This window comes from Pseudomonas sp. Z18(2022) (genome assembly GCF_036346535.1).
Classification (GTDB): Bacteria; Pseudomonadota; Gammaproteobacteria; order Pseudomonadales; family Pseudomonadaceae; genus Aquipseudomonas; species Aquipseudomonas yamanorum_A.
In genome coordinates this window covers 19643-36949 of the sequence record NZ_JAOTOA010000002.1, presented here as the reverse complement: position 1 = coordinate 36949, position 17307 = coordinate 19643, and the positions used below count along the sequence as shown (strand labels likewise).

Here is a 17307-nt window from a genome sequence, read left to right as displayed (position 1 = left end):
TAAAAAGCACGGGAGGCCGCCTGTCAAAGCATAGCAATCAGCTCAGGGTTTGCTGGCTTGTGTGGCTTGCGTTCGTCCACTTTCCCAGCCGCCGCCCAGGGCCAGGAACAAATCGATCTGGCTCATGGCAACCTGGGTGTTCGCCGCGGCCAGTTGCGCGCGCACATCGGTGTAGGTGCGGGTGGCTTGCAGGTCGGCCAGGAACGACGCGCGGCCGGCCTGGAAGAACCGGTGCGTCTGCTCCGCCGCCTCTTTGGCCGACGCGCCGGCATCGGCCAGTGCATCGCGGCGTTGCAGTTGCGCGGTGTATTGCGCCAGGCCCGTCTGGGTTTCGCGGATGGCGTTGAGCACCACGCCGTCGAAGTGCGCCAGGGCGCCCTGGGTCGCGGCTTCGGCCTCGTGGATGCGCGCCCGGGCGCCGTTGGTCGGCAGCGTCCAGCTGATCAGCGGGCCAAAGCCCCAACGGTTGGTGGCCGGGGTGCCGAGGTCATCCAGGATGCCGACGGTGCCCACGGTGGCGCCGATGCTGATATCCGGGTACAGCGCGCCAGTGGCCACGCCGATACGCGCGGTGGCCGCCGCCAGTTGGCGTTCGGCCTGGCGCACATCAGGGCGGCGCTTGAGCAGCGTCGCGCCATCGCCTACCGGCAACAGTTGAGCGATATGCGGCAGCTCGGCGCACTGGGCGGTGCCGGCTGGCAGTTGATCCAGCGGCTTGGCCAGCAACATCGACAGGCGGAACAGCCCGGCCTGGCGCAGCGCTTCATAGCGCGGCATTTCAGCGCGCAGGGATTTGTATTGGGTTTGCGAACGGGTGACCTGGGTTTCATCACCGCGCCCGGCATCCCGCAGGCGTTGGGTGAGGTGGGTGCTCTGGGCTTGCAGGTCGAGGGACTCGTTGGCGATCGCCAGTTCTTCGTTGGCCGCACACACCTGGGTGTAGGAGCGCACCACGTCCGCCACCAGGGTGATGCGGGCAATATCGGCGGCCGCCTGGGCTGCATCGGCAGTGGCCTGGGAGCTTTCAATGCCACGCTGCAAGGTGCCGAACAAATCAAACTGGTAGGAGGTACTGATGCTCGCGGCGCCGATATTGGCCACCGGGACTTTTTCCGTCAGCAAATAGGCTTCGCCGGACTCTTGCAGGCGCTGGGCCTCAGCCTTGGCGCCGACACTCCAGCCCCCGGCCGATTCGGCTTGTTGCACCTGATAGCGCGAGCGCTGCAAGTTGGCCGCAGCCACCCGCAGGTCGGTGTTGGAGGCCATGGCCTGCTCCACCAACTTGTCCAGGCGCGGGTCTTGATAGAGCTTCCACCAATCCGCCGGCACCGGCGCCGACACCACGTTGTTGCCCTCACCGGCCAACTGGCCCTGGAGGTCACCACGGTTCAAGGCCGCCTTGTCCGGCAGTTTGTAATCGGGCCCCACCACCTGGCAGGCCGACAGCAACAACCCCAGCCCGGCGGTTGCTAAAAGCCGTTTCATGGCTTGGTCTCCGACTGGGGTTTGTCGCCGATGATCGATACCGTGGCGGTGCGCCCGGCAATCATGCGGAAGTCTGCCGGCACGTCGTCAAATGCGATACGCACCGGAATCCGCTGGGCCAGGCGCACCCAGCTGAACGCCGGGTTGACGTTGGGCAGCAGGTTGGAGCCGCTGCTGCGGTCGCGGTCTTCAATGCCGGCGACGATGCTCTGCACATGCCCGCGCAGGCGGGCGTTGTCGCCGATCACGCGGATGTCGACGCTCATTCCGACATGGATACCGTCGAGCTTGGTCTCTTCGAAATAACCGTCGATGTGGAACGAGTTGCTGTCCACCACCGACAACACCGGGCGCCCGGCCGTCACGAACTCCTGGGCACGCGGCGCCCGGTCGTTGACGTAGCCGTCCACGGGGCTGCGGATCACCGAGCGGTCGAGGTTGAGTTGAGCGGCGTCCACAGTCACTTGCGCTTCTGCCAGGGCCGACTGGGCACGGGCCACGCGGGACTGGCTCTCTTCCAGTTGCTCGCTGGCCACCAGGTTGCCGAGGCCACGGTTACGCTTGTTCTCGCGCACGGCCTGGGCCAGGGTTTCCTGGCGGTCGGCCACGGCGGCCTGGGCTTGGCGCAAGGCCAGCTTGAAGCGGTCCTGGTCGACGGAGAACAGCACCTGGCCGCGCACCACCAACTGGTTGTCGCGCACGTCCACTTGCTGGATCAGCCCGGATACGTCCGGGGCGATCTGCACGATGTCGGCACGGATGTGGCCGTCACGGGTCCACGGCGCGAACATGTAGTACATCACCATGCGCCACACCACGACGCAGGCGAAGGTCACCACCAGTAACGTCAGGACTACACGGCCGATGGTCAAAAAAGGTTTTTTCATGTCATCAGGTATCGACTGAGTGAATCCACTGCGCCCAGCAACAGAGCGTAGAGACCCACATTGAACAATGCCCGGTGCCAGACCAGGCGATAGAAGTGGACGCGGGTCAACAGCCCGTGCACCACCAGGTACAACACATACGTAATGCCCATCAGCACCAGCAGCGTGGGCAGGAACACCCCGCTGATATCCAGATCACCGATCATAAAGGCGCTCCATCGGGTAACGGCGCTTCCATCTCTGTGCCGCCGAGAAACTCCACGCCCGGCAGCAGCGCCAGGCGCAAGCCGCTGAGGGCGTGCAACAAATGCAGGCGGGTTTCGTCCTCGCCTTGCAGGCCCTGGCCGTTGAGGGCGCGGCGGGTACGGTCGAGGGTCATCAGCAGACCGCTGGGGGCCGGCAGACGTTCACCGGCTTTCAGGCAGGCCTTGAAGTAACCGCCGACGCCTTCCACCACCTGGTTGAGCAGCACCCGCGGCACCCCGAGGATGCGTGGCGAGTAGGCCAGCAAGTCCAGCAGGTTGAGCGCCACGCGCACTTCGCGCAGGGCGATGCCGGTGTCCTGGCCGGTCATGGCCAGGCGCGGCAGGTGTTGCATCAGGCGGTCGAGCATTTGCACACCCATCTTGCGGTGTTCGGCCAGGGTCGCAGGCTCGGTGAGAGTGACGATGTCGCGCCAGCTGAAACGGGTCAGGCGTTTGGCCGCCAGCTCGGCGCCGAATGGCCGGGCGATCAGGGTCCAGACGAAGGCGAACAGCAAGCCCACCGGGCCGGCCAGGTTGGAGTTGGCGAAGGCCAGGAAGTCCGCGTCGTAGGCGCCCTGGATGCTGATGAACGACGAGGTGTTGACCAGCGTCAGCAGCATGCCCAAGTAGAAGCGCGGCTGTACCGTGAGCGTGCCGATACAGATAAAGGGCACCGCAAACGCCAGCACCAGCATCGGGAAATCGTGCAGGTTGGGCAGCACCAGAAACAGGTAGAGGCTGGCGAACAGCACCGACATCGCGGTCCAGAAAAAGAACCGGTAGATCTGCGGCGCCGGGTCGTCCATGGAGGCGAAGAAGCTGCACGCCACCGCCGCCAGGATCACCGCGCTGCCGCCGTCGGTCCAGCCCAGCAGGATCCACAGCACCGAGGCGACGATGATCGCGGTGACGGTGGAAAATGCCGAATAGAACATCAGGCCACGGTCGAGGAATGGCGTCAGCCGGCCCAACCGCCAGTGGCGGTACACCGCGCGCCAGTTGTCCTGACTTTCGCACTGGATGGCGGCTTGCAGGCTGCGGCAGTCTTGCCACAAATCCACCCACTCGCCCAGGCGGAACAGGGCGTTGGAGAACAGCAACTGGTGGCGATCATCCAGGGCGTCGGCGTCGGGCTGCAGGGCTTCGATCTGGTCCCGCAGCGCCCGCCAGCGTTCGAGGGGTGCGTCCTTTTGCGTGCTGTCCAGCCACTCGTTGGCGGCGCTCAGCAGCGGTGTAAAGCGGTCGAGCAACTCCGGGGCGCGGTGTTCCAGGGCGTACACGGCGTCGTCGAGGGCGTCGATCACCGGCAGCAGGTGGATCATGCGCCCGCGCAGCTCCTTGGTATTGCGCACCGTCTGCGGCCGCGAGCCCTCGTGGGGCAACTGGCCGATCATCAATTCCAGGGTGTTGAAGGTGGCAACCATGCCACCGCGCAAGGTGCTGATTTCTTCGGGTTGCACGTTGCGGCTGAGGAAGCGCTGGCTGTAGACCTGCGCGTCGGCAAACCACTTGCTCACCGAATCATCAAACACCGGCGCCAGGCGTCGTGGCCAGAACATTGCCCCCACCACTGCCGCCACGGCGATGCCGAGGAAGATTTCTTCGGTACGCGCTTCTGCCACATCCCACACCGCCAGCGGGTTATCCACCACCGGCAGGGCGATCAGCGGCAAGGTGTAGCCGGCCAGCATCAGCGCGTAGCTGTTGGCGGTGCGCAGGTGCAGGGACAGAAACAGCAGAATCCCGGTCCACAGCGCGATCACCACCACCAGCACGTAAGGCGTCTGCACAAACATCGGCACAAAAAACACCGCCGCGGCCGCACCCATGAAGGTACCGACAGCCCGGTACAGCGCCTTGGAGCTGGTAGGGCCGACAAACGGGCTGGAAACGATATACACCGTGGCCATCGCCCAATACGGACGCGGCATCTGCATCAGCATGGCGATGTACAAAGCGATCATTGAAGCGGCGAATGTCCTGACGCCATAGAACCAATCCCTGGCCGGCGGCATGCCGGTAAAAAATCCGTTCAAGAACTCACAACCATGGGATGTTGATTGGCGCCTTCGAAGGCCCGCAGTACACGCAGGGCCGCTTCCAGGTCATCGGGGTCGATCGTCGCCAGCACTTCGCGGCGCAGGCGCACCAGTTGTTCTTCCACCGCCTGCACCAGCTCGCGGCCACGCTCGGTGAGGCTCAAGGCCTTGGCGCGGCGGTCGTGGATATCTTCGGTGCGGCATACGTAGCCGGAACTGCACAGCTGGTCCAACAGGCGCACCAGGGACGGGCTTTCCATCCCGGCGGCCTGGGCCACCTTGACCTGATGCACACCGTCGCCGAGGCGGCCGATCATCAGCAGCGGCACGGCGCAGGCTTCGGAGATGCCATAGCTCACAAGCGTGGTCTGGCAGATTTTGCGCCAGGTCCTGGCACCTACCACCATGCTGCTGCTGATGTTCATCTGGAGTTGTTCGAGGGTCTGGGACACTGGATTATTCGCATACAGTTAGTTTGCTAACTATCAATATGGTCGATGGATCCAAAGCCGTCAAGTTTTGATACAAATTTTGGGATGGGTGGTGGCGGCGCGAAGATGTGGGTCAGTAAAGCGGGTTTTAAACCCCGCGCCCCTCTCTCAACCGCAAATTCAACTCATCAACCACCTCCGCCCAATCCGCATCCTCCAATATCTCTTCACGCAAAAACGCCCGCTGGCCAGGCGTCCAGAAAAACGCATCCGCCAGATGCAGTTCGGGTTTGAGTGGGGAATGAACCGCGATAAACCGCTCGATACTCACCGGGTCATCCGGCAAACCGAGCTGTTTGAACAAGGATGGCAAGCTGTGGACTGGGGATTCCATGGTGTGTTCCTGAAGAGAAGGTTCACCTGAGTCTAGCCCCCCAGGCGAACATAAACCTCAGGTGTCTGGCGGATTAATCACAACCCTCGCGATGCACACCCGCCGGCACGTTACACAACACGAACAGCCGGGCCCGTGCGCCACCGCCATCCTGCTGGCTGAGCTGGCGCCAGCCTGCCGGCAACGGCGCAAAATCATCCGGCGGCTCAGCGCCGCTGATCAGCCAGACGCGCTGGATTTCGGCAGGCAACGCCGACAACCGATCCAGGTAGATGCGCCCGCCGTCCTGGTCCACCAGGGTGCCGAACCCGTAGGCGTTCGGCCGGGTCGATTTGCCGGCGGCGGTGGGCGGTGTGAAGAGCTGCAACTGGGCGTCGGTCTCGTCGTAATAGACGTAAGGCAGGTACCACAGCATGTCGCTGATGACGATGCGGTCATCTTCCTGATAGTTGCGGTTGACGAACTCCACCATGGTGTTGAATTGATCATGCTCACCGACAGCGGTGTTGGTCTTCACGCCCACCACCTCGACCCCGACAAACAGCACGAGGAGTGCCGCCCCGGCAAGCGGCAGACGCGACGACAGACGATCGACTGCCAACGCCACGATGATCGGCAAGCTCAGCGCATAGGCGGTGAGATAACGCTCGATAAACACCGGGGAAACAAACGAAACCCCATATACCAGCAGTACCGGCAGCATGAAAAAAAGCGCCAGCAGCCAGCCGAACCGATAGCGGCTTTGATCGCGCCAGGCGGTTACGCCCACCAGCGCTATCAGCAATAACGGAAACACCACAAACAGTGGCCGCCACAGGTGATCGCCCGGGTCCTGGATAAGGAACTGCCACACCATCGAAGGTAAGGAATACAGATCGACAGGGTCTTCCCAGCCAATATCACCGCCCACCTTGAGCTCTTCGGTGTGCTGCACCAGGCCCAGCAGATTCGGCAGCCAGGGCAGGTACAGCAGCACAATCGCAACGTTGGCCAACCACCAGCCCGGACGCGTGACAAGCCGCAGGCCGCCGGCCCGTGGCATGCGCAGCAACACCAGCCATGACCAGTGCACCAGCACGCACAACGCAGTGAAGTAGTGGGTATAGAAGGCGGCTGTCATCAACAATGCATAGGCCACCAGGTACCGCTTGCGCTCAGGCTGGCGGACCCAGTACACCAAGGCCAGGGTGGCAGCCAGCAGCCACACACCCAGCAGCGAGTACATTCGCACTTCCTGGCTATAGCGAACCGCCGTGGGCAGCACCGCCAGCAGAATCCCCGCCAGCACCGCCGCGCGGCGGGTCGCGATCAGCCGCGTCAGCCAGATGCCCAGGCCCACGGCGGCGACACCAGGGATCGCACTCATGCTGCGCAGGGAAAAAACGCCGTCGCCAAACACCTCGATCCAGCCCCGCAGCATGACGAAATACAGCGGCGGGTGAACGTCATGGGCGGCGTGAAACCACAGGTCTTCCAGGGAATACTCGGCAAGCAGCAGGCTTGAACCTTCATCGCCCCAGATCGCGGAGGCGGTCAAACCGTAGAAGCGCACGGCCACGGCCAACGCCAAAAGCGGCACCCACCACAATCGAGCGAGCCAGCCGGCGTTCTCCCACAGGCCAGGATTGAGCACGGGAAATGCCCCGGCCTTGTTGTCTTGTTCCGCCACAGAGCGTCGCACCTCTACTTCCTCACCTACTACTGAACTACGCTTGCGCGAACACCCGCCACTCTAGGTCAAAAGGCCTCGATTCGCCTGCTGTTTTGCGCGCATTTGAACAGCGATCCGCTAATCGGACAAATCTGAATTTTGCGCAGGGCTTCTCCGACGCTTTGGTGGGTTCACGCTATGATTGCCACCTTCCATGGATTCAGGATCAAGGACACTTCATGCGTATCGGTCTTCTGTCACCCCTGGCACTGACATTGCTCGCCACCCTTCCCCTCCAGGCCCACGCCAGTGGCGATGACTCCTGCTACCCGGATTGGCGGGTGTCGCGTAACAGCCTGGAAGTGTGCAGCAACCTGCCGTTCCTGAGCCCGGGCAATGACAGCCGGGTCAACCTGCGCCTGTTGCTGGCAGACAAGAACGTCATGCCGCTGGCGCCGAATGCCTTGGGCGAGCAGGACTTTTCCGAAGGCTTTGGCCCGGTGCCATTCCCGGTGTATCGGCTCACGCCCGCGGCGGATGAGCCCGACAACAAGCCAGACGACTCTCGCACCGCCGAACTGGACGAACTGCTCAGCCCGCTGGGCATCAAGCGCGATGACTACAAGACCGCTGGTGAAGCTTTCCTTTCCGGCGAGGGCAGTCGCTGCCGCAGCAACGCCGATGACAGCGCCGCCGCGTTTATCAGCCAGGTGGTGAAGGCCGATGTACCGCAGGCCGAGCGCCAGTTGCTGGCAAAACTGCGCTTGCAGATGCTCGGCAGCTGTTCCTCGGACGGCGTAGCGGCAGGCGAGGCCGACCTGATTAAATCGACAGACGGCCAGGCATTGCTGGCCTACCTGAAAGCCGCCGGGGACTTTTACAGCGGTCGCTTCAGCGATGCGCAAACAGGTTTTGCCGGGCTGACGAGCAGTTCGCTGCCCTGGCTCAAGGAAGCAGCGCTGTACATGACCGCCCGCACTGCGCTGAACGACGCCCAGCAAAATGCCTTCGACGAATACGGCACACCGTCCCTTGAGCATGTGGATAAGTCCGCCCTGCAGCGGGCCGAGAGTGGTTTTGACGACTACCTGAAAACTTATCCACAGGGCGAATACGCCGCCTCCGCCCGTGGTCTGCTGCGCCGGGTGCACTGGCTCGCGCCCAACCCCGACAAACTAGCGAACGACTTTGCCTGGCAACTGACCCAGGCCACCGATGCCCAGCGCAACGTTTCGCTGGATGAACTGGTGCAGGAAGCCGACACCAAGCTGCTGACCAGTACCACGGCACCGGTGGGCAACCCGTTGATCCTGGCCATCAACGACCTGATGTGGATGCGCGCCGGCGAGCCGCCGAAGCTCACTCGCGAAGCGCTTGACGGGCAGAAGTCGATATTCACTCAGGAGCCGGCGCTATATGCCTACGTACAGGCGGCGTTTGCGCTGTACGTCGAGCACCAACCCGACCGCGCCTTGAAGCTGTTGCCGCAAGACGTGCCGTCGAATCTCGATTACTTCGCCTTCAGCCAACAGACCCTGCGCGGCCTGGCGCTGGAAGCCAAGGAAGACTGGAAAACCGCCGAAGCGTTGTGGCTGCAACTGCTGCCGTTGGCCAAGCAACCGTTGCAACGGGATCAGCTTGAGCTGGCACTGGCGATGAACTATGAACGCAGCGGGCAGTTGGCCAAGGTGTTCGCCGCCGATTCGCCAATCAGCGCCAAGCAGGTGCGTTACATCCTGCTGCGCAATGTTGCCGGCCCCGAGTTGCTGCGCCAGCAGCTTGCCAATGCCGACGACCCGGTGGAACGTCAGACCGCGCAATTCGTGCTGCTCTATAAAGACCTGCTGCGCGGCCAGTTCGAGACCTTTGCCGAGGACCTCAAGCAACTGCCCGCCTCGCTTCCCGACGACAAGCTCGGCACCAGCCTGGGCTACGTCTACAGCGGCGGCCAGTCGCTGAAACTGTTCCGTTGGAATGGCGACAAGGCCGAGTCCGGCTACACCTGCCCGAGCATCGCGCAAATCGCCAGCACCTTGCAGGCCGAGCCGAAAAACCCCCAGGGTCTGAACTGCCTGGGTGAATTCGTGCTGCGCAACGGCCTGGACGGCATGCCTCTGGAACAAGCGCGCTCCGCCGGCAGCCTGGGCAGCACCGCCTCACCCTTCAAAGGTGAAACCTTCTCGCGGCTCGAAGGCTACAAGCTCGTCATCAAAAACCCCAAGGCACCGCATAACGACAAGGCCTACGCGCTGTTTCGCGCGATCAACTGCTACGGGCCTTCGGGCTACAACAGTTGTGGCGGCGAAGACGTCGACAAGGCCGTGCGCAAAGGCTGGTTCCGCCAGTTGAAAACCGGGTTTGCCGATACCCAGTGGGGCAAGTCGCTGCAGTACTACTGGTAAGCCGTGAAGCGTTTCTGGCTGGCCCTGCTGCTGCTGACGAGCCCGGCCTTCGGCGCGGTGGACGCCCGCGACCATGATGCGTTCTGGCTGTGGAGCGGCGTCGCCCCGCAGCCGGTGCTCAAGCAGGCGAAAACCCTGTACATCCTCCAGGGCCAGATCAACTCCACCCGCCGCGCGCCCGCGCGTGGCGTGCAGTTCATCGCCCAGGGCATGAGCGTGCCGCGCATCACCCAAGGCGAAATCTGGGTGGTGTACCGCGCCCACACCCTGCACTGGCCAGAGTCGGTCTACCGCCAGATGCTCGGCCAGGTGCAACGCTGGCGGGACGCGGGCAACCCGGTGGTGGGTATCCAGATCGACTTCGACGCCCGCACGCAATACCTCAACGAATACGCCGACTTCCTGCGCGACCTGCGCCAGCGCCTGCCCAAGGACTTGCGCCTGAGCATCACCGGGCTGATGGACTGGAGCAGCAATGCAGATCCTGCAGCCATCGCACAACTGAAGGGCGTGATTGATGAGGTGGTGGTGCAAACCTATCAGGGCCGCCACAGCATTCCGGATTACGCGGCGTATCTGCCACGGATGAACCGGTTGGGGGTGCCGTTCAAGATTGGGTTGATTCAGGGTGGAGAGTGGGAGGAGCCCGGGTATTTGAAGGGGAATGAGTGGTTTCGAGGGTATGTGGTGTTTTTGCAGAATCCGACGTGACGCTTGACATGCGCTAAGACTCCATGCAAAAAAGTGTCCACGGTCCATGGACAGTGGACACTTGAGCTTGAATCAGCATGAAAAGTCAAGACATCGTAATCCTCTTCAAACTAATCAGCTTGGACCTCCAGGCTCAGAACGATCGGGTTAAAAAGCGCGAGTTCACTGTAATACTTGATATTGAGGATGCAATGAGTCTCGTATCAAGTGAGTCCCAAACTTATCTCGACCGTTTTCTTGATCTACGCCTAACTGGGAATGTGGAGAAAATAGCCCTGTCCCACACCAAAAACTGGGAAGGGTGGGAGGATATCGATAACGAATCGATCGCGCCCAATATTGATAGTTACTCTGTCCGAGCCCTGTCCGCTTCACTTGCACTCAGCAAAAGTGAGGTTTCCAACGCCCTGAACCGCTGTCGCGATATCGGCCTCATTCATACTGACCGATCAAGCGGACAACCATCCGTTCGGAAAGAGGCGCTTCTAGACTTGATTAAATACGGAATTCGCTACGTATTCCCCGCCAAGCCTGGGCCCATCGTGCGTGGCATCCCAACCGCCTTCGCAGCCCCTGTAATGGCAGGTAAGCTCATGAGCGGTGGAGACCTGATACCCGTTTGGCCTGATGCTTACGGAAAAAGCAAAGGACAGGAAATAATTCCCTTGTTTAAAACCGTACCGGGAGCCGTGAAAAAAGACGAACTCCTCTACCACTTCCTCGCCCTGGTCGATGCCATTCGCATCGGTGGCCCACGAGAAACCAAAGTGGCCGACGCCATGCTGAGGGAGTGGATCCTGTGAATTCAAACAGAGCCATGATGCTGCACATGCTGGAAGAGGTTGCCGAAGCACTGGGAGAAGAACTGCGCGAACAGGTGGCTTTCGTCGGTGGATGCACCACTGTCCTGCTCATCACCGATGAATACACTCAAGAATCCATTCGTGGCACCGACGACGTCGATCTGGTCATTCACCTGACCAGTACCGCTGACTGGTATCGGCTTGAAGAACATCTCAAGCCCAAGGGGTTCAGGAACACCGGGCAAGACGCTGTCACCTGCCGTTTGCGCCTGGGCGCCCTGAAAGTCGATTTCATGCCTACGGATGAAAGGGTACTGGGGTTTTCAAATACCTGGTTTGTCGGAGGACTGGAAAACGCCACCTATCACCCTTTACCCAACGGCATTCGAATCAAGGTCTTCGCGGCGCCGTGGTTTCTTGCCGCGAAACTGCAGGCGTATCAGGGGCGAGGAAACGGCGATGTGCTGATGTCCAACGACATTGAAGACATCATCGCGCTGGTGGATGGGCGCGAGGAGTTGAGCGGGGAAATGAAGCAGGCGCCAAACGCGCTACAAAAATTCGTCAGCGAACAACTCTCTGAACTGCTGCGGCTCAGGGCATTTCAGGACGTGATTCAAAGTACTGCCCAGACCCCTGATCGCGAGACGCTGATTCATGATCGCCTCAACGCAATGATCGCATTCGGGGCGCCCACTTGAACCTGCATCTGAGCGTAACCCGCCAAGGCACCCACAGATCAGAAAACAGGGATGTCACAGGCTCGGCACACAACAGCGGTGTCTTTCTCTACGTGATAGCAGACGGGGCCTCAAAGCCCGGCAGTGGGGCGTTGGCGCAGGCACTGATTCAACATTTGCTGACATCCTTTTCCAGCATCGCCTCCCCTGATCTTGCCTGCCCTGACAGGACCCTAGACCTGACGCTCACCTCACTCAATGAAGTGAGTTCAACGCTTTGCTCAAGCTACCCCTTCGCCGCCACCAGCTATCTCGCACTCCTGGTTCATGGCAACACAGCCATCTCCATTCATGCGGGCGACTGCTGCCTGGGACGACTGGAAGCAAACCACGCCGTAACCTGGTTAAGTCCGCCTCACTGCGGCCCCAATTGGAAAAGCGATCTTGGCCACGCCCTCATCGCCAGCAGCCCGGCACGTAAAACACTGTGGAACTGCATGAGCTATCGCAGGCCCCATGAACCGCATATCCAATCGCTGCAAGCAGACCCGGGCACCCGGTGGGTCCTGGCTACGGACGGTTTCTGGGCCGAGCTATCGGTTGAAAGTCAGCTCTGCGCGATCGCAAGCCATAGCCTTGCTGACTTCCCAGGTGAGGACGACAGTACCTTCATGTTGTCGCAGCCTTAAAATCAGGGCACCAACGGCACCCGCAATGCTGACATGATCCCGATCGTGTACAAACACAGCCCGATCACGATCCAGGTGCCATTGGCCCAGGTCAGGCGCTTGTTCGCTTCTCCCTCGGGATCGCTCTCTACCTGATTCACCGCACGCTGTAACTGCGCGGCCAGGGCTATCTGCACGATCGAGAGGCAGATACCGATCTTGACGGCAGTAAACGGCGCAATGAACCATATGTAAGCAAACGGCAGGCACCCACAGACGATCAGCCCGATGGCTACGCTGCGCGGCCACCAGCGATACGAAGCACCACTGAGCTCGCGCTTTTTCTCAACCTTCATCACCAGTGAATAGAAGAAAAAGACCGGAAAAAAAGCCCGGACCATCGGCCAGATTTTCGCACCAGTTTCCTGCCGATAGCCGCTCCATTGTTTGTACGACCAATACAAAACATACAAACCTTGTGACAGCAGCGCCATCAGCACCAGCTTGCGAGGCGCTACCACAAAGAACCCGGAGCGGCTGACAGACGGCTCGCTCAACACGGCTTGCGGCGGCGCATAAGGGTTATCGATCACGGACATCGGCAAATCTTCCAGGAAGTTATTCGGCGGAAAAGCTTAACGACCCCGCAGCCCGAATGTTTACCGCCATGAAAATAGAGAACGGTCCTACTTGGCTATCAGCGCCCAGCGGTTTGCAACGGATACACCGACTCCCAGCCCCCACCCAGCGCCTTGTACAACCCGACCATGGCCAGGGAAACACCGGTGGAGCTTTCCACCCACTGCTCCTGAGTCGCCAGCAACGCACTTTGCACCGTCAGCACGTTGACAAAATCCACCACGCCTTCGACGTACTGGTGTTGCGCCGTGGTGAGGGCGATCTGGTTCTGGCGTACCGCTTCGGCAAGGCTGTCGCGGCGCAGTTGGCTGGCGTTGTAGCGGGTCAACTGGTCGTCGATTTCATGCCAGGCCCGCAGTACCGTTTGCTGGTAGGCCAGGGCCGCTTCCTGTTGCTGGGCTTCGCGCAAATCGAGCATGCCTTGCAAGCGACCACCGTTGAAAATCGGCAAGCTCAACTGTGGGCCAAAAGCGAATGCGCGCGAACTCCAAGAGCCGAAATCCGCCAGCTGCAAGGCCTGGGAGCCCACGCTGCCGGACAGGGTAATGCGCGGGTAGAAGTCGCCCTTGGCCACGCCGATGGAGGCGGTGGCGGCATGCAAACGCGCTTCGGCCTGGCGGATGTCAGGGCGGCGCTCGGCCAGTTGCGACGGCAGGCCGATGGCGACCTGGCGCTGGGTTCGCGGCACGGCGGCGTCCTTGGACAGCTCGGTGTACAAGGCTTGCGGCGGCTCGCCCATCAGCAGGCTCAGGGCGTTGATCAGCTGGTCCTGGCGTTGCTGCAAGTCCGGCAGGCGCGCCTCGATGGCAGCGACTTGAGCGGCAGCTTCGGCGACGTCCAGGTCCGTGGCCACACCATCGGCCAGACGCAGTTGCGACAGCTTGAGGCTGTGACGGGCGACGTCGAGGTTTTGCTCGGTGACGGCCCGGGTGTTCTGCACGCCGCGAAGCTGGATGTAGTCCTGGGCGGTTTCCGCCAGCACTGATAACAGCACCGCGCGGCGGTCGTTTTCAGCGACTTGCAGGGTGGCGTCGGCGGCTTCGGTTTCGCGTTTTACCCGGCCCCAGAAATCCAGTTCCCAGGCAGCGGAGAAGCCCATGTCCCACTGGTTGTAGGCTGCGCGGCCGTTCTTGCCCGAGGCGTCGCTCAAGCCATCGGCGCTGTTGCGTTGGCGCAGGTAGTCGCCGGTGGCGTTGACGGTGGGGTAGCGCTCGGCGGTGATCACCTGGCGCGCGGCGCGGCTTTGTTGCAGGCGGCTGCTGGCGAGCTTCAGGTCGAGGTTATCGGTGAGTGCACGCCGTGTCAGCGCGGTGAGTTGCGCGTCGTGGAACACTTCCCACCAGCGCTCCTCCAGCGGGTCGTTGACCGCGTGGCTGGCGGCTTGCTGGCCATGAGGCGCGGTCCATTGGCCGACGGGATTTTGCGGGCGCTGGAAGTCCGGGCCGACGGTGCAGGCACTCAGGCTGAGCAGGCTCAAGGTAAACCAGGCGAGGTGTCTCATTGCTGCGCCACCTCACGTGGCTGGGCGGCGATGTGGGTGTCGACGCTGGCTTCCACCGACATGCCGACCCGCAGGCGTTCGGTCAGCGCCTGGCCGGGCTCCAGGATGATTTTCACCGGAATGCGCTGCACCACCTTGGTGAAGTTGCCGGTGGCGTTGTCGGGTTTGACCGAGGCAAACGTGACCCCGGTGGCCGGCGCCAGGCTTTCGAGATGCCCCTTGAGCACTTCGCCGTCGAGGCTGTCGACCTTCACGTCCACCGTCTGGCCGGCGTGCATGTGGGACAACTGGGTCTCCTGGAAATTGGCCACCACGTAGGCTTCGGCCAAGGGCACCACCGCGAGGATCTTGCTGCCCGGCGTCACATAGGCGCCGACCCGCACCGCCCGCTCGCCGACCATGCCGTCCACCGGCGCGACGATGCGGGTGTACGACAGCTGATAGCTGGCCATTTCCAGCGCCGCCTGGGCGCGTTTCAGGCCGCCTTCTGCCGCATCGCGCTGGGCGCTGAGGATTTCCACTTGCTTGCGTTCGGCCGCCAGCACCGCCGTGGCACTGGCCAGGCGCGCGGTAGCCTGGTCGATGCGGGTCTTGGCCTGCTGGGCGTTTTGCACCGTGCCGGCGCCGACGCCTGCGAGGTGGTTGTAGCGGTTCAGTTCGTGCTCGGCAAACGCCACTTCGGCACGGTCCGCCGCCACCGTGGCCTGGGCCTGGGCGATCACCGAGCTCTGGCGTTCCAGGGTCGCCGTGGCATTTTTCAGCTGCGCCTGGGCCACCAGCGTATCGGCATCGGCCGCCTGGGCAGCGGCGCGAAAGTCACGGTCATCGATCAGCGCCAGCAACTGGCCGGCCTTGACCCGCTGATTGTCTTCCACCAGCACTTCCTTGATAAACCCGGCCACACGCGGCGCCACCAGGGTGTAGTCGGCGGCGACGAAGGCGTCGTTGGTGCTCTGGCGCTTGCTGCCGAACACGCCCGGCGCCAGCAGGTAAACCAGCACCCCCACGGCGAACACGGTGATGACGGTTACAGCGATTTTGTCTTTGCGTTTCATAGCAATCCCTTTGGCTCAGTGAGCAATCAAGTCGGCGCGCGGGGCGGATAAATCCGCGTCGGCATCCAGAAAATCAGCAGGATCAACACCGCCGCGACACCGGCCATGACGTAGTAGAGATCCGAAGAAGTAAGCACCACGGCCTGCTCGTGCAGCCGGTGAGCGAGGCCGGCGGCATCGCTGTCGGCCAGGGGCGAGTTGCCCAGGCTGTCCACCAACATGGTCGAGTGGAAATGCAGGCGGTGGGTGGTCAGGGCATCGAGTACGCCGGTGGCGACCACGGCGGCCAGGCCTTTGACGGTGTTGAACCAGGCCGAGGCGAACGGCCCGTCCTGGGGGGTGATGCTGCCGGTGGAGAGCATCAGCAGCGGCAGCACCGCCATGGGTTGCCCGAAGATCTGCAGCAGTTGCAGCACGTAGAAATCATCGCGAATCCAGGCCGACGTCAGTTGCGCCCCGCCCACGCAGGACAGGATCAGCATGCTCAGGCCGATGCCCAATACCCAGCGGCAATCCACCCAACGCAGGTTGCACAGTGCGGCCACCAACGGCAGCGCGATCAACTGCGGCAGCGCCATGATCAGCATCACCGGGGCGGTTTGCAGCGGGCGGTAGCCTTGCACCTGAGCCAGGTAGCTGGACGGAATGATGGTCACCGCCAGCAGCACAATCAGCACCCCGGCCAGTACGATCAGGGCGAATGACAGGTTACGAATGCCGAGCATCTGCAGCTTGAAAAACGGCATCGGGTGCGACCACTCGTTGATCATGAACAGCACCAGCAGCACCAGGCCGCCGATCAGCAAGGTGGCAATCAGCGGCGACTCGAACCAGTCCAGCCGATTGCCCTGCAACAGGCCGATCACCAGCATGCAGATCGCCGGGAAACCCAGCAGCAGGCCGCGCCAGTTGAATTGCTTGAAGCGCTCCAGGCGCAGCGGGTCCTGAGGCAAGCCGTAGGCCACGGCCGCCATGGCCAGCAGGCACGGCCCGACGATCTGCCAGAACGCCCATTGCCAGCCGACGTATTCGGTCCAGAATGCGGCCAACGGTGTGCCCAGGCTGGGGCCGAATGTGGCCGTGAGGGCGTAGCCGGCCAGGCCGTACAGCTTGACGTTGGCCGGCAGGAACCGCAGGGCCACGGTCATCAGCATCGGCGGCAAGGCACCACCGGCCAGGCCTTGCACGGTGCGCAAAATCAACAGGCTTTCGTAGTTCGGCGCGAACGGGCACAGCACGCCGAGCACGGTGAACAGGCCGATGGCGCAGAGGGTGAAACGGCGCAGGGAAAAGGTCACCGAGCACCAGGGCGCGAATGCCATCGCCGACACGGAGGTGGCGGTGTACGCGGCCACCAGCCAGGTGCCTTCGTCGAAGCCGATGTACATCGCACCGCGAATATCGGCGAGGGCGACTTTGGTCACCATCTCGTTGAGGCCGGACACCAGCACCGCGAGCAATACGCCTACCAGGCCGATGATGATGCGTGGACCGAAAACGGGCGGGGCGATGGCGGTCGGCTTGGCTGCGGCCAGAGGTGCGGGGGCAGCGAGGGACGTCATGAACTACAACTCGGAATAGAAATACCCGAGCAGTTTAATAAGGCTTAGACATGACAAAAAGTGACTTATAGGAAGCTTATAAGTGCGCCAGACGCAACGATAAGAACCTACGCGATCCCTGTGGGAGCCGGGCTTGCCCGCGATGGCATCACCT

General features: G+C 62.1%; 16 protein-coding genes. 5 read left to right on the top strand and 11 right to left on the bottom strand.

Annotated elements, in window-relative coordinates; genetic code table 11:
- Positions 1 to 42: 42 nt before the first annotated feature.
- The 7 genes from V3W39_RS05505 to V3W39_RS05475 all read right to left on the bottom strand — a co-directional run bounded on the left by V3W39_RS05505 (position 43) and on the right by V3W39_RS05475 (position 7162).
- Positions 43 to 1485 (bottom strand): efflux transporter outer membrane subunit, encoded by a 1443-nt coding sequence (locus V3W39_RS05505; protein ID WP_177042384.1) that lies wholly within the window; start codon positions 1483 to 1485, stop codon positions 43 to 45.
- A complete protein-coding gene (locus V3W39_RS05500) occupies positions 1482 to 2372 on the bottom strand; it encodes an efflux RND transporter periplasmic adaptor subunit (protein ID WP_177042386.1) in 891 nt (296 codons plus the stop codon). The genes V3W39_RS05505 and V3W39_RS05500 overlap by 4 nt, the downstream gene beginning before the upstream one ends.
- A complete protein-coding gene (locus V3W39_RS05495) occupies positions 2369 to 2578 on the bottom strand; it encodes a DUF1656 domain-containing protein (protein WP_003218193.1) in 210 nt (69 codons plus the stop codon). The genes V3W39_RS05500 and V3W39_RS05495 overlap by 4 nt, the downstream gene beginning before the upstream one ends.
- Entirely contained in the window at positions 2575 to 4653 is a 2079-nt protein-coding gene (locus V3W39_RS05490) for an FUSC family protein (RefSeq protein ID WP_330212329.1), read from the bottom strand. The genes V3W39_RS05495 and V3W39_RS05490 overlap by 4 nt, the downstream gene beginning before the upstream one ends.
- Positions 4650 to 5081: a MarR family winged helix-turn-helix transcriptional regulator gene (locus tag V3W39_RS05485; RefSeq protein ID WP_010168758.1), complete on the bottom strand. Its 432-nt coding sequence runs from the start codon at positions 5079 to 5081 to the stop codon at positions 4650 to 4652. Before V3W39_RS05485 ends, V3W39_RS05490 begins: the two co-directional genes overlap by 4 nt.
- A 154-nt stretch (positions 5082 to 5235) precedes the next feature.
- Entirely contained in the window at positions 5236 to 5481 is a 246-nt protein-coding gene (locus V3W39_RS05480; RefSeq protein WP_076015581.1) for a DUF2789 domain-containing protein, read from the bottom strand.
- Positions 5482 to 5554: 73 nt separating this feature from the next.
- Positions 5555 to 7162 (bottom strand): glycosyltransferase family 39 protein, encoded by a 1608-nt coding sequence (locus tag V3W39_RS05475; RefSeq protein ID WP_442968394.1) that lies wholly within the window; start codon positions 7160 to 7162, stop codon positions 5555 to 5557.
- Between the two features lie 209 nt (positions 7163 to 7371).
- Between V3W39_RS05475 and V3W39_RS05470 the strand changes: the two genes are divergently transcribed.
- The 5 genes from V3W39_RS05470 to V3W39_RS05450 all read left to right on the top strand — a co-directional run bounded on the left by V3W39_RS05470 (position 7372) and on the right by V3W39_RS05450 (position 12417).
- On the top strand, positions 7372 to 9534 hold the full coding sequence (locus tag V3W39_RS05470; RefSeq protein WP_330212328.1) for an outer membrane assembly lipoprotein YfiO: 2163 nt from the start codon (positions 7372 to 7374) through the stop codon (positions 9532 to 9534).
- A 3-nt stretch (positions 9535 to 9537) separates the two neighbouring features.
- Positions 9538 to 10245, top strand: coding sequence for a DUF3142 domain-containing protein (locus V3W39_RS05465; protein ID WP_177134516.1), 708 nt, complete (start codon positions 9538 to 9540; stop codon positions 10243 to 10245).
- Positions 10246 to 10322: 77 nt separating this feature from the next.
- Complete coding sequence (locus V3W39_RS05460) at positions 10323 to 11048, top strand: hypothetical protein (RefSeq protein ID WP_177042397.1); 726 nt, start codon at positions 10323 to 10325, stop codon at positions 11046 to 11048.
- Between the two features lie 26 nt (positions 11049 to 11074).
- Positions 11075 to 11749 (top strand): hypothetical protein, encoded by a 675-nt coding sequence (locus V3W39_RS05455; RefSeq protein WP_256348040.1) that lies wholly within the window; start codon positions 11075 to 11077, stop codon positions 11747 to 11749.
- Positions 11746 to 12417 carry a protein phosphatase 2C domain-containing protein gene (locus tag V3W39_RS05450; RefSeq protein WP_177042399.1) on the top strand — a complete coding sequence of 224 codons (672 nt, stop codon included), beginning with the start codon at positions 11746 to 11748 and terminating at the stop codon, positions 12415 to 12417. The genes V3W39_RS05455 and V3W39_RS05450 overlap by 4 nt, the downstream gene beginning before the upstream one ends.
- A 2-nt stretch (positions 12418 to 12419) precedes the next feature.
- Here the strand turns inward: V3W39_RS05450 and V3W39_RS05445 are convergent, their stop codons facing one another.
- The 4 genes from V3W39_RS05445 to V3W39_RS05430 all read right to left on the bottom strand — a co-directional run bounded on the left by V3W39_RS05445 (position 12420) and on the right by V3W39_RS05430 (position 17153).
- Positions 12420 to 12995, bottom strand: a complete 576-nt coding sequence (locus tag V3W39_RS05445; protein ID WP_177078917.1) for a hypothetical protein — start codon at positions 12993 to 12995, stop codon at positions 12420 to 12422.
- A gap of 98 nt (positions 12996 to 13093) precedes the next feature.
- Positions 13094 to 14536, bottom strand: a complete 1443-nt coding sequence (locus V3W39_RS05440) for an efflux transporter outer membrane subunit (RefSeq protein ID WP_330212327.1) — start codon at positions 14534 to 14536, stop codon at positions 13094 to 13096.
- A complete protein-coding gene (locus V3W39_RS05435; RefSeq protein ID WP_330212326.1) occupies positions 14533 to 15591 on the bottom strand; it encodes an HlyD family secretion protein in 1059 nt (352 codons plus the stop codon). Before V3W39_RS05435 ends, V3W39_RS05440 begins: the two co-directional genes overlap by 4 nt.
- A 26-nt stretch (positions 15592 to 15617) precedes the next feature.
- The gene (locus V3W39_RS05430) at positions 15618 to 17153 is read right to left on the bottom strand and encodes an MFS transporter (protein WP_177042406.1); all 1536 of its coding nucleotides are present in this window, start codon (positions 17151 to 17153) and stop codon (positions 15618 to 15620) included.
- Positions 17154 to 17307: the final 154 nt, after the last annotated feature.

Bases quoted from the DNA above. Each gene is read 5' to 3' on its own strand.
- V3W39_RS05505 (WP_177042384.1), bottom strand. From the start codon at position 1,485: ATGAAACGGCTTTTAGCAACCGCCGGGCTGGGGTTGTTGCTGTCGGCC.
- V3W39_RS05500 (WP_177042386.1), bottom strand. From the start codon at position 2,372: ATGAAAAAACCTTTTTTGACCATCGGCCGTGTAGTCCTGACGTTACTG.
- V3W39_RS05495 (WP_003218193.1), bottom strand. From the start codon at position 2,578: ATGATCGGTGATCTGGATATCAGCGGGGTGTTCCTGCCCACGCTGCTG.
- V3W39_RS05485 (WP_010168758.1), bottom strand. From the start codon at position 5,081: ATGAACATCAGCAGCAGCATGGTGGTAGGTGCCAGGACCTGGCGCAAA.
- V3W39_RS05480 (WP_076015581.1), bottom strand. From the start codon at position 5,481: ATGGAATCCCCAGTCCACAGCTTGCCATCCTTGTTCAAACAGCTCGGT.
- V3W39_RS05470 (WP_330212328.1), top strand. From the start codon at position 7,372: ATGCGTATCGGTCTTCTGTCACCCCTGGCACTGACATTGCTCGCCACC.
- V3W39_RS05460 (WP_177042397.1), top strand. From the start codon at position 10,323: ATGAAAAGTCAAGACATCGTAATCCTCTTCAAACTAATCAGCTTGGAC.
- V3W39_RS05455 (WP_256348040.1), top strand. From the start codon at position 11,075: ATGCTGGAAGAGGTTGCCGAAGCACTGGGAGAAGAACTGCGCGAACAG.
- V3W39_RS05445 (WP_177078917.1), bottom strand. From the start codon at position 12,995: ATGTCCGTGATCGATAACCCTTATGCGCCGCCGCAAGCCGTGTTGAGC.
- V3W39_RS05440 (WP_330212327.1), bottom strand. From the start codon at position 14,536: ATGAGACACCTCGCCTGGTTTACCTTGAGCCTGCTCAGCCTGAGTGCC.
- V3W39_RS05435 (WP_330212326.1), bottom strand. From the start codon at position 15,591: ATGAAACGCAAAGACAAAATCGCTGTAACCGTCATCACCGTGTTCGCC.
- V3W39_RS05430 (WP_177042406.1), bottom strand. From the start codon at position 17,153: ATGACGTCCCTCGCTGCCCCCGCACCTCTGGCCGCAGCCAAGCCGACC.